The sequence below is a fragment of the Pseudomonas sp. LBUM1659 genome (genome assembly GCF_059716045.1).
Genome location: NZ_CP166797.1, coordinates 5,710,348 through 5,722,813, shown reverse-complemented (window position 1 = coordinate 5,722,813; position 12,466 = coordinate 5,710,348). Strand labels below are relative to the sequence as shown.

7 protein-coding genes and 1 pseudogene are annotated in these 12,466 nt (G+C 60.8%); 4 read left to right on the top strand and 4 right to left on the bottom strand.

Translation table 11 applies throughout. The annotated features are described in order from the left end of the window. Nucleotides 1-38: 38 nt before the first annotated feature. The 4 genes from dxs to ACA048_RS26085 form a co-directional block, all read right to left on the bottom strand. The gene (gene dxs, locus ACA048_RS26100) at nucleotides 39-1,937 is read right to left on the bottom strand and encodes a 1-deoxy-D-xylulose-5-phosphate synthase (protein ID WP_497626886.1); all 1,899 of its coding nucleotides are present in this window, start codon (nucleotides 1,935-1,937) and stop codon (nucleotides 39-41) included. Nucleotides 1,938-2,029: 92 nt separating this feature from the next. Then, complete coding sequence (locus ACA048_RS26095) at nucleotides 2,030-2,917, bottom strand: polyprenyl synthetase family protein (protein WP_497626885.1); 888 nt, start codon at nucleotides 2,915-2,917, stop codon at nucleotides 2,030-2,032. Beyond that, nucleotides 2,914-3,156 (bottom strand): exodeoxyribonuclease VII small subunit, encoded by a 243-nt coding sequence (locus ACA048_RS26090; protein WP_007894317.1) that lies wholly within the window; start codon nucleotides 3,154-3,156, stop codon nucleotides 2,914-2,916. The genes ACA048_RS26095 and ACA048_RS26090 overlap by 4 nt, the downstream gene beginning before the upstream one ends. A 135-nt stretch (nucleotides 3,157-3,291) precedes the next feature. Further along, nucleotides 3,292-4,434 carry a Fic family protein gene (locus ACA048_RS26085; RefSeq protein ID WP_497626884.1) on the bottom strand — a complete coding sequence of 381 codons (1,143 nt, stop codon included), beginning with the start codon at nucleotides 4,432-4,434 and terminating at the stop codon, nucleotides 3,292-3,294. Between the two features lie 278 nt (nucleotides 4,435-4,712). Between ACA048_RS26085 and ACA048_RS26080 the strand changes: the two genes are divergently transcribed. The 4 genes and pseudogenes from ACA048_RS26080 (at nucleotide 4,713) to ACA048_RS26065 (ending at nucleotide 12,466) form a co-directional block, all read left to right on the top strand. Further along, nucleotides 4,713-5,504, top strand: a complete 792-nt coding sequence (locus ACA048_RS26080; protein WP_497626883.1) for a YfaP family protein — start codon at nucleotides 4,713-4,715, stop codon at nucleotides 5,502-5,504. Between the two features lie 36 nt (nucleotides 5,505-5,540). Further along, the gene (locus ACA048_RS26075; RefSeq protein ID WP_497626882.1) at nucleotides 5,541-7,253 is read left to right on the top strand and encodes a DUF2138 domain-containing protein; all 1,713 of its coding nucleotides are present in this window, start codon (nucleotides 5,541-5,543) and stop codon (nucleotides 7,251-7,253) included. Then, nucleotides 7,238-7,904, top strand: a pseudogene (locus tag ACA048_RS26070) (DUF1175 domain-containing protein). Before ACA048_RS26075 ends, ACA048_RS26070 begins: the two are co-directional and overlap by 16 nt. Then, nucleotides 7,901-12,466 carry an alpha-2-macroglobulin family protein gene (locus ACA048_RS26065; protein ID WP_497629933.1) on the top strand — a complete coding sequence of 1,522 codons (4,566 nt, stop codon included), beginning with the start codon at nucleotides 7,901-7,903 and terminating at the stop codon, nucleotides 12,464-12,466. The pseudogene ACA048_RS26070 and the gene ACA048_RS26065 overlap by 4 nt, the downstream one beginning before the upstream one ends.

The window sequence follows — 12,466 nt, the reverse complement described above, 5'->3', positions numbered from 1 at the left end:
AGCCCGCTCCCACAAAGGGTTTTGCATTGGCTTGAATTTTAAGTGTTGAGCAGTTGCAGACGCTCACGCACCGCCGCTTCGATCCCGGCCTCATCCAGCCCACACTCGGCCAGCATCTGCGCAGGCTTGGCGTGTTCGACGTAGAGGTCCGGCAAGCCCAGGTGCAGTACCGACTTAAGGATATTTTCGCGAGCGAGGAACTCGCTGACCGCGCCGCCCGCACCGCCCATGATTGCGTTTTCTTCGACGGTCACCAACAGCCCGTGGCTGCCGGCGATTTCGCGAACCAGCGCTTCATCCAGTGGTTTGACGAAACGCATATCGACCACTGTCGCATCCAGCGTTTCGGCGACTTTTAGTGCCTCGGCCAGTTGCACACCGAACACCAGCAAGGCGACTTTGCTGCCCTGACGACGAACAATGCCTTTGCCGATTTCAATCGGTTGCAGGTCTTTCTCAATGGTCGCATTGGGACCCGCGCCGCGCGGATAACGCACCGCCGCCGGGCCGTTGTACAAGTGGCCGGTGGTGAGCATTTTGCGCAGTTCGTTTTCGTCGCTCGGGGTCATCACCAGCATGCCGGGGATGCAGCGCAGGAACGACAGGTCGAAACTGCCAGCGTGAGTCGGGCCGTCTTCGCCCACCAGACCGGCGCGGTCGATGGCGAACAATACGTCGAGGTTTTGCACCGCCACATCATGCACAAGCTGGTCGTAGCCACGTTGCAGGAACGTCGAATAGATCGCCACCACCGGTTTCGCGCCTTCACAAGCCATGCCGGCAGCAAGGGTCACGGCGTGTTGCTCGGCAATCGCCACGTCGAAGTAGCGCAGCGGGAAACGCTCGCTGAAGGCGACCAGGTCGGAGCCTTCTTTCATCGCCGGGGTGATACCCACCAAACGCGGATCAGCAGCGGCCATGTCGCACAGCCATTCACCGAACACGCCGGAATACTTCGGCCCGCCGGCTTTCTTCGGCGCAGCGGCCGGTGCGTCCAGCGGTTCGAGTTTAGTGATGGCGTGGTAGCCGATCGGGTCGACTTCCGCCGGGGCGAAACCTTTGCCTTTCTTGGTGACAACGTGCAGGAACTGCGGGCCTTTGAGATCGCGCATGTTGCGCAAGGTGGCGATCAGGGTCGGCAGGTCGTGGCCGTCGATAGGGCCGATGTAGTTCCAGCCCAGCTCTTCGAACAGCGTGCCGGGCACCAGCATGCCCTTTGCGTATTCTTCGGTACGACGGGCGATTTCCCAGGCGCCGGGCAGGCGCGACAGGACCTTTTTGCTGCCTTCACGCATGCTCGCGTAAGTGCGGCTGGAAAGGATCTTCGCCAGGTAGTTCGACAACCCTCCGACATTGCGCGAGATCGACATGTCGTTGTCGTTGAGGATCACCAGCATGTTGGCGTTCACTTCCGGCGCGTGGTTCAACGCCTCGAACGCCATGCCGGCGGTCAGCGCGCCGTCGCCGATCACGGCAATGGCCTTGCGATCACTGTTCTGCAGGCGGGCGGCAATGGCCATGCCCAGCGCTGCGCTGATCGAAGTGCTGGAGTGGCCGACGCCGAAGGTGTCGTACTCGCTCTCGGAGCGGCGCGGGAAAGCCGCGACACCGTCCTTCTGGCGCAGTGTGCCCATGCGCTCGCGACGGCCGGTGAGGATTTTGTGCGGATAAGCCTGATGACCCACGTCCCACACCAGCCGGTCGTCCGGGGTGTCAAAGACGTAATGCAACGCGATGGTCAGTTCGATGACGCCCAGGCCTGCACCGAAATGCCCGCCGGTCTGACCGACCGTGTAGAGCAATTCCAGGCGCAACTCATCGGCCAGGGTTTCCAGCTCGGCTTCGCCTAACCGGCGCAGGCCGTCCGGCGTGTTGGCACGGTCGAGCAGGGGCGTGGTCGGGCGCTTGCGGGGAATCTCATGAAACGTCGTGGGCATCAGGCGAATCGTTATAGGTATAAAAGATGCGGCAGTTTACCTGATGCATCGCCCCCTGCCCACGCGTTGGTCTTAACTTGGCCGATACGCTGTCAGCTACGCCGGTCGACGATGTAGCGGGCCAGGTCACGCAAGGGCTCGGCGGCCGCGTCAAACGGTCGCAGCACGTGCAGGGCCTGATCGCGCAGTTCCAGGGCGTAAGCCTTGGCCGCGTCGAGGCCGAGCAGCGCCGGGTAAGTCGGTTTGTCGCGAGCGATGTCGGCGCCCTGGCGTTTGCCGAGGGTTTCGGTATCGCTTTCAACGTCGAGAATGTCGTCCTGCACCTGAAACGCCAGACCAATGGCCTGTGCATAGGTCTGCAACGCTTTCAGTTCGTCCTTCTCGGCGCGGCCGCTGGCCAGGGCGCCGAGTTTGACGCTGACTTCAATCAGCGCGCCGGTCTTGTGCCGGTGCATGTACTCAAGGGCTTTTTGATCGAGCTTCAGACCGACCGAGCCGAGGTCGATGGCTTGACCGCCGACCATGCCCGCCGGGCCTGCCGCGACGGCCAGGGCGCTGACCATCTGCAGGCGGATCTCGGCGTCCGCCCCGTTCAGGCGCGGGTCGAGCAGGGCGCTGAACGCCAGGCTCTGCAAGCCGTCACCGGCAAGGATTGCGCAGGCTTCATCGAATTTCTTGTGAGTCGTCGGCTGGCCGCGACGCAGGTCGTCATCGTCCATGGCCGGCAAATCGTCGTGTACCAGGGAATACGCGTGAATCAGCTCCACCGCGCAGGCTGCGCCGTTGGCTTGCTCAGCCTTGCCGCCCAACGCTTCGCAGGCCGCATAAGCCAGCAATGGACGTACGCGCTTGCCGCCATTCATCACGCTGTAGCGCATGGCTTCATAGAGACGGGCAAGTTCACGGCTCGGGGCGTTGAACAGGGTTTCCAGTGCCGCGTTGACACGGGCCTGGCTGGTTGCCGAATACGCTGCAATCATTCTGGCTGATCCGCGTCGAAAGGTTCCTCGGCCAACTCGCCATCACGTTCGAGCAGCACTTGAACCTTTTGCTCGGCCTGGGCCAGCGCCGCCTGGCAATCGCGGGTCAGACCGATGCCTTGCTCGAAAGCCGTCAGCGAGTCTTCCAGCGACAGTTCGCCGTTCTCCAGACGCTCTACCAGCGTTTGCAGGTCAGCGAGCGATTGTTCGAAATCCAGTGCAGCTTTTTTGCGGGCCATGGCGGCTATTTCCGGTTGACGTTAAACCGGCGCGACACTAGCAGACATGGGGGTTATGGGCAAATAAGCAGGGCATTTCGGCCTCTGCACCGGCGGCAACCACTTCAACTGCTACAGGGTCACCTTATGGCTTAATTATGTTGAGTCATCCGGATAGCGGACTTGATAGCGTGTACTACGTCCACCACCGGGCAGGCGTTGCAGGCAACCCTTCTCCAGCAACTCCACCAAATGACGGGTCGCGGTGGCTTTCGATACCTTCGCCACGGCTTGATATTGAGCCGCGCTGATCCCGTCCTCGAAGCCTCGCTCCCCACCATCGAGCAAGCGATTCAGTACCTTGATCTGCTCGGCTGACAGTTTTGCGTCCCGATGCGCCTGCCAGAAGCGCGCCTTGCCCAGTACCGCTTCGATCCGGGTCATGGCTTGCTGCAAGCTGCGCAGCAGGGTTTGCAGAAACCATTGCAGCCACTCGGTAATGTCCGTGGAGCTTTTCTGGCTGGTTTCCAGCACTCGGTAATAGCCGGAGCGATCCTCAAGGATGCTCGCGGACATGGCGTAGAACCGGATCGCCTGCGCCTCTCCTTGAGCCAGGGCGAGATCGGTAATGGTTCGCGTGAGGCGACCATTGCCGTCGTCAAAGGGATGCAGGGTGACGAACCAGAAGTGCGCGATGCCGGCCCTAAGCAGTGGATCGAGCCCGTCCTGCTTCTGGCTGGTTTCAAACCAGGCAAGAAACATATCGAGCTGCTGTTCAAGCCCAAGGCGTGGTGGCGCTTCGAAGTGAATGGTCGGTTTGTCCAGTCGCCCGGACACCACCTGCATCGGCTCTTCGCCGCGCAATTCGCCGACATGGATCGAGCGGGCGGCAACATTCATGTCCTGATCGGGAAACAGCCATGTATGCCATTCCAGTAATCGCGGCAGTGTCAGCGGTTGCGCAAAGTGCTGAGTGGCATCGAGCATTAACTGCGCCAGCCCTTCGCTGCGTTGGCTGACTTTATCGCCATCGACCACTGGCAGACCCAGACGCCGCGCCAGCGATGAGCGGACCGAGCCCACATTGAGCTGTTCGCCTTCGATGGCTGAAGACGTCACGATGTTTTGTAACAACGCATCCAGTTCGTTCTGTGCGCTGAGCGAGCCATCCACCGCACTGGCCATGCCCATCAACCGACCTTGCGCCTGCACGCACTCACGCAATAGCGGCGTCAGACGTTCGGATTGCCAGGTGAAATTCGGCCAGTCAGGCTGTTGCCAAATCCAGTGAGGTGCCATGACCACGGGTTACTCCAGAGTGAATGAGCCGAATAATAGTCTCAATCGGCTCATTTTGTGAGCCGAATAACATCGCTATTCGGCTCACGTCCCAACTTCTTCGTGATGCCTACAGCAAATCAAGATGTATCCGATTGTTAAAAAACTGCCGAATCGCTAACCTTCGCGCCTTCTACGACCCAATAGTCACGGGTCTTTCTGACGAAACGCAGTATTTGGATCTGTAACGCGCCGAGGATCGGGCGCAAGGTTTCGTTATGCATGGCAGGAGGCATCACATGCGTTCATTTCTTCTGCTGGCGATGGGGCTGGTCTGCGCGACCGCTGCCTGGGCAGAGCCGACGGCTGAGCTGTCGGAACCGGTCGGCGGCTGGCGCTTTAGCGGTCTGCTCGACCGTAGCGAAAACCCGCAAGTTGCCTATCCCACGCCGCCCATTGACCGGGGTGTGCAGCGCAATCGCACGATGATCGAAGGCCAGCTCAAGGCCATCGGCACTCAACGTGGGCCGCACACGTTGGCGGTCAACGGCAATCCGCTGAATCTGTACACCGACGACGAAGGGCGTTTCGCCCGGCCGTATGCCTTTGGCGCGGGTTCCAACAGCGTCGAAGTGCGCAGTGCCGAAGGCCAGTCGCTCAAGCGCGTTCAATTCTATGAAGCCAACAACCTGCGCACCCCGGCGCGGATTCGTGTGGTGCTGGGTTGGGATGACCCGAAAGCGGAACTCGACCTGCACATCATTACCCCTGACGGCCTGCATGCGTTTTGGGCTCACTCGGCGCTGACCAACGGCGGCGGCCTGGACCCGGACGGCGTGGACGGCCCCGGCCCGGAAATGTTCACCATGACCGCGCCCCTGCATGGCACCTATCTGGTTTACGTGAACTATTGGGGCAACTTCGGCAGCGGCGGCTATAACTTCGAGGAGGCCAGCAACCAGAACGAGGTCATCACCTCGCAAATCAATCTGGTGCTCAACGAAAACACCGTCGACGAAAAACGCGAGACCTTCATCGTGCCCTTGCGCGCGATCGGTGACCTGCTGCTGGTCAAGACTTTCAACTATTAAGCATCCCGCACCACGGATGAATTGGGCGTTGTGAACATGAGCGAAAAGACTGTTTCCCCGGCCGCTGACGCACCTGCTGCCAAAGATCCCCGCCGTTGGCCGGCGCTGCTGGTCGGGCTGTGCCTGGTGGCCGGCGTGACGGGCGGGTTGGGGTGGTTCATGCACAAACCCAAGGCTCCCCCGGCGGAGTTGGCCAGCGAAAAACTGGGGATGAGCCGACCGGACGGTTTGCTCGAAACCCATTCCTTGAGTCAATTGCCCAAGGACTTGCTGACAGTGCCGTTTCTCAAGGAAACCCTGACTGAAGATTTCGTCTTCTATTACGAAACGCATGTCGATCGCCTCGGCTTGATCGGCAGTCTGCGGCGGATCATTTACGAACATGACCTGAAATTGCAGGACAGCCTGATCGAACAGCTTTTCGATCAACCAGCCGACGTGGCGCTGTGGCGCGGGGCGGATGGCCGGCTCAAGGATTTTCTGCTGGTGATGGATCGCGGTGGGCTGGCCAAGGTGCTGGAGCCGCTGGCGAAAGTGGCGCTGGACGATTCGCAGCTGACCAAACTCAGTGACGTGAAAGTCGGCGCCGACGACGTGGCGCTGTATCAGCTTTCCTACAACAACAGCAAAGCACTGGTGTTCGCCTCCCATGGCGACAAACTGGTGGTGCTGTCCAATCCCTCCAAACTTTACGACCCGAGTAACGGCCCGGCTGAAGGTCCGGGCAGCGTTTCGACCCTGGCGCTGGCGGCACTGCTGAACGGCGACAAACTGTTTCCCGAAGCCTTCGGCCTGCCTCCGCGCACACCGCAAGTGAAACAACGTCTCTCGGTGAACTCCAGCGTTCTGGCCATGGGTTACCAGCGCTTCATCCCGAACTTCGCCGGGCTGCGCTTCGACATGGACGACAAGGGCTGGCACAGCTTCCTCGCCATGGACGAACTGGACAATCAACCGGACTTCGATTTCAAACCGATCTGGCAAGCCATGCCGATGGGCGCCAGTGCTTGCGTCGCCTTGCCGCTCGCCGCCGAACAACAGAAACCGCTGCTGGTGAAACTCGGCGCCGAAGACACCGTGGCCCAGGCCCTGACCGAACAGATGGCCGGTGCCGCCGGCCTGTGCTGGTATGCCGATTCGCGTCTCTACACACCGCTGTTGGTGGCCAGCCTGAACGACGATGACAGCGCCAAGCTCGACGGTGATCTGGGCAGTTTGTTCGGTTCGATGGTCGGCGCCTTTGAACCCAATGTCGAAGAACACGCGTTCCCGGTGGTCGAGAAACAGCAGGGTCCAACGCATCAGTGGCAGCGTCAGGTCAGCTCCAACTTCGGCCCCTACAAAGCCAAGGAGGCTGAAGACCCGGACGCCATTTCCGCTAAGGCCTTTCTGAAAGTCAGCCTCGCCCGTCACGGCTCGACGCTGCTGTTCTCCCTTGACGACAAACTCGTGGACAAGGCCCTCGGCACCCTCGACAAACGCTTCCCGCCGATGGCCGACGTGGTGCCTAAAGACCTGTTGATGCCGGTCTACTTCGGCCCGGAGTCCATGGCGCAACTGATGCAACAGGAAACCCTCGACAGCCTGCCGCAGGACATGGAACCGGTGTTTTACAACGCGGCGCAAACTTACCTGATCCCGAAATTGCGCAAACTCGGTGGCTATGGCAAATACGCCCTGACCTTGCCCGAAGGCAGTGAACCCGACGGCCACTGGCATTGGCTGCCGCTGGAATGGAAAGCCCTGTGACCGCACTCATCCGAGGCCTCGGCTTGCTGGCCATGTTGCTGGGCAGTCGCGCATTTGCCACTGAGGCGCCACCGCTCGATGTGCAGCAATCCCAGGTGTTTCGTGCCTGGTTCGTGCGCATCGCCCAGGAACAACTGACCCAAGGCCCGAGCCCGCGTTGGTATCAGCAGGACTGCGCGGGACTGGTGCGTTTCGCCGCCAACGAAGCGTTGAAAGTCCATGACGATAAATGGCTGCGCAGCAATGGCCTCTCCAACCGCTACCTGCCGCCGGAACTGCAATTGAGCGAAGCGCAGCGCGGTCTCGCCCAGCAATGGCAGCAGGGCGGTGGCAAGGTCGGGCCGTACGTCAACGCGATCAAATTGATTCAGTTCAACAGCCATTTGATTAGCCGCGACGTGGCGCAAGCCCGGCCCGGCGACCTGATGTTTTTCGATCAGGGCGACGACCAACACCTGATGATCTGGATGGGCCGCTACATCGTCTATCACAACGGCTCCACAATGCCCCCCCCACCCCCCCCCCACTGACAACGGCATGCGTTCCGCGAGCCTGCAGCAACTCATGACATGGAAGGACACCCGATGGATACCCGACGCAGCCAACCCCAACTTCATCGGCGTCTATCGACTGAACTTTCTCTCCCAATGATCGGTGCCCGCATGTTGCGTTTTCTGCCTCTGCTGTGGGTCTTGGTGCTGCCTTATTCAGCGGTCAACGCCGAAGACACCGTCGAGCCGAGCGGCTATACGCCGGTGGCCGGTGAAAGCTTTTTTCTGCTGGCCGACAGCAGTTTCGCCAGCGACGAACAAGCGATGGTGCGCCTCGAAGCGCCAGGCCGAGACTATCGCCGGTTTCGCATGGAGCCTTATGGTGGCGCCGACATTCGCGTGTACCGCATCGACAAGCCGCTGGATTTCCTCAAGCGCCAAAAGAACCTGCACCGCGTGGTCAGTGACGGCCAGTTCAAGGGCGAAGGCCTGTCGAATACGCTCGCGTATCTGTGGGACAACTGGTACCGAAAATCCCGTCGCGTAATGCAGCGGGCGTTTTCCTACGAGTCGCGTCAACAAGTCACCGAGGCAGTGCCGGAACTGAAGATGGGCACCGCGATTGCTGCGCCAACGCCTTACGACGCCCAACCGCAATTCGCACTGATTCCGGGCCTGCCGGTGGTCAGTCAATTCCGCTATCCGCTGTGGCAAGCCAAACCGATCCAGCCACCTGAGGGAGTGAACCTGGCTGGTTCATCCAGCGAGTTTGTCAGCGTCGCGCCGGGCAATGTGTACATCCCGTTGGGTAATCTGAAACCGGGGCTGTACCTGGTGGAAGCGCTGATCGGCAAGTACCGCGCGACGACCATGGTGTTTGTCTCGAACACTGTGGCGGTGAGCAAGATCGCCGACGATGAACTGGTGGTCTGGGCCGCACGCAAACACGAAGGCAGTTCGGTGCCGAAAGTGAATGTGTTGTGGACCGATGGCCTCGGCGTGATGAGCAGCGGCGCCACTGACACCGACGGTTTGCTGCGTCTGAAACACGTCAGCCCCGAGCGTTCGTTCGTGATCGGCGAGGACGAAGAGGGCGGTGTGTTTGTCTCCGAGAACTTCTACTACGACAGCGAAATCTACGACACCAAACTCTACGCCTTCACCGACCGTCCGCTGTACCGGCCGGGGGATTGGGTGTCGCTGAAAATCGTTGGGCGCGAATTCAGGAATGCGCGTGATTCGGTGGCGCCGACCGCAGCCGACGTCAACGTGACAGTGCTCGATGCCACGGGCACGGCGCTGCAATCGCTGGCGTTGAAACTCGATTCCAAGGCGGGCGCCCAAGGCCGTTTCCAGTTGCCGGACAATGCGGTGGCAGGCGGTTATGAGCTGCGTTTCAGCTACAAGGATCAGACCTACAGCAGTGCGTTCCGCGTGGCTGAATACATCAAGCCGCACTTCGAAATCTCGCTGAACCTGGCCAAGCAGGATTACCGCACCGGCGAACCGGTCAAGGGCAGCCTGGTGCTGCTATACCCGGACGGTAAACCGGTGGCCAACGCCAAGTTGAGCCTGAGCCTGCGTGCCCAGCAACTGTCGATGGTCGACAACGAACTGCAATACCTCGGGCAATTCCCGGTGGAGTTGACCAGCACCGAACTGACCACTGACGCCAAGGGTAACGCGACGCTCGACCTGCCGGCCGCCGAGAAGCCGAGCCGCTATATGCTCACCGTATTTGCCAGCGATGGTGCGGCGTATCGGGTCAAGACCACCAAGGAAATCCTCATCGACCGTGGCGCCGCGAGTTTCCGCTTGAGCGCACCGCAGCGGTTCAGTGCCGTAGGCGACAAAGTTGCGTTCAGCTACGCCAACGAAGGTGGCAGCGAAGAGAGCAAAGCGGTCACGCCGGGCAGCTACAGCTGGGTGCGTCTGGAAGACCAGAGCACCGGGGACGGCAAACTTGCCGTGAAGGACAAAGGCTTCACCGTGGCCTTCGACCGTCCGGGCACTTACAACCTGACGTTGAAGGATGACCATGATCGCGTGGTCGGTGCGACCGGCCATTCGGTCACTGGCGACGGCGTAAAAGCCGTGCCGGGCACCGTCGAAATCGTCCTCGATAAGCCCGAGTACAAGGCTGGTGATGAAGCCCTGGCACTGATCACTTTTCCGGAACCCATCAGCGATGCGCTGCTGTCGTTGGAGCGCGACAAGGTCGAGGCCACGGCGCTTCTGTCCAAGGGCGGCGACTGGCTGAAGATGGAAAAACTCAGCGACACCCAATACCGCGCGCGCATTGCGGTGAAGGACAATTTCGCGCCGAACCTGACCTTCTCCGTGCTGTACACCAAGGGAGGTCAGTACAGCTTCCAGAACGCCGGCATCAAGGTGATTGCGCCGCAAATCGACGTGGCCATCGTCACCGATAAAGAGGCGTATTTGCCGGGCGATACGGTGTCGGTCGATCTCACCACGCAGTTCGCCGGCAAGCCGATTCCGGCGCATCTGACGGTCAGCGTGGTCGACGAAATGGTCTACGCGCTGCAACCGGAAGTCGCGCCGACCATTGACCAATTCTTCTACCACCCGCGCCGCAACAACGTGCGCACCAGCGCCAGCCTGTCGTTCATCAGCTACGACGTGGCGTTGCCGGGCAGCCCCGGCGCACCGGGCAAAGCCAACCGCAGCGAACGCGGGGTGAAAGTGTTGGAACGCCCGCGTCGTGAAGACGTCGACACCGCCGCGTGGCAGCCGGAATTGATCACCGACGCCAACGGCAAAACCCGCTTTACCTTCAAGATGCCGGACTCGCTGACCCGCTGGCGTATCACCGCCCGGGCCATCGCCGATGGCGGGCAAGTCGGCCAGAAGAAACAGTTCGTGCGTTCGGAAAAACCGCTGTACTTGAAGTGGAGCGGGCCGACCAAATTCCGCAGCGGCGATAAGCCGGCACTTGGGGTGTTCGCCTTCAGTCAGGCTGAAAAACCAGTCAAGGCTGAGTTGGTGATTCATTACGGTGGCATTGATCAGCGGGTGCCGGTGACCCTGAACAACGGCATCAACTACATCGCGTTGCCGGCGTTCGCGTTGGCCACTGGCGAGTGGACGGCGGAGCTGGTGCAGGACGGCAAAATCGCCGATGCGCTGGCCGTGCGCCTGACCGCCACCGGTGAAGGTTGGCAGGTTACACAAAGCCAAAGTCTGGACGTGGCCAGCGGCGATACACCGCTGAGCTTGCCGGCGGACGCGACGGATATTCGCCTGCGTCTGGATGACAGCCCGCAAGCGTTGTTCCGTTCGGCGTTGGATGATTTGCTCAGTTATCCATACGGCGGCGTTGAACAAACCGCCAGTCGATTGTTGCCACTGAGCATCGCGTATCCAACCTTGGCGTCGAACCCGAAAATCCGCGATCGCTTACGCCTGATCATGCAAAACAGCCGTCTGCGCCTGGTGCAAATGGCCGGGCCTTCCGCGAACTTCACCTGGTGGGGCATGGACGGCGAGCCGGATGCCTTCCTCACGGCTTACGCTTATTACGCCGACTGGTACGCCAGCAAAGCGCTGGAGCTCAGCCTGCCGCCGGAGCATTGGCAGCGGGTGTTGGAGGTGTATTCGAAGCAGGCCAAAAACACGCCGTTTTTGCAGCGCGCGTTGATCCTGTCGTTCGCCAAACAGATGCAATTGCCGGTGAACACCTTGCTCAGTGGTTTGATGGACGATCTGGCGAAAGCGGGCGAGGGTAACGCCGCGAACCTGATGGAGGACGGTGAAGACAGCCTCGTCATGAGCGATCCGGATTCGGCACTCGGCCTGGCCGCTGCGCGCGTGTTGACGGCATCACTGGCGCGTCAGTCCAAGGTGACGCTGCCGGAAGCTTTCAATCGTCAACTGGCGGATGCGCAGCAGCGTCTGGCGGTCAGCTCGCAGCCGTTTGCCGAAGCGTTGAACCTGTCGCTGCAGGCCTTCGATCAGGCGCACGTTCAAGCGTTGTTGCAACGCTTGCTACCGCAGCAATCGACGCTGGAACGTGCCCTGGCGCTGACCTGGTTGCAGCGCAGTATCGAACAAGCTTCGCCGACCATTGCACTGGCGCCGGGTGAAGGCTGGAAGAAGCAGTACGGTGATACTGGTGAGATGTATTGGACGTGGCAGGGTTCTCCGTCGGTGCCGGCCGTATTGTCGTTGGCGGGGACGCAGGAACGGCCATTGCGTGCCGCGTTGAGCTACCGGACCAAACAACCGCCGATCGATCCGATGGCCGTGACCATCACTCGTCGCTTGTCTCGATTGGTGCCGGGTGACGAAGCCTTCACCTTCAAACTCGAAGCGGTCGGCGCCCCGCCGTTGTCCAGCGACAGTCTGTATCTGGACGAAGTGATCATCACCAGCAAAGCCGCGAAACCGCTGCGTTACGGCCTGCTCGAAGTGCCGCTGCCGCCGGGCGCCGATGTTGAGCGCACGACGTGGGGCATCAAGTTGATGGGCAAGGCTGGCACCGAACCGACGGCGCTGGAGAAGGCGCGTTTCGAGCCGGGGCAAATGGCTTACGCGATTCCGGTGGATGCCTTGAGCGGGGAAATGCGCTTGCGTCACTTGGTGCGCTTCTCGCAGAAGGGTCAGTTCAATCTGCCGCCGGTGCGTTTCACTCAGGTTTATGCGCCGCAACATCAGGCGCAGGAACAGAAGCCGGCCTTGGGCCAGGTCACGGTCAACTGA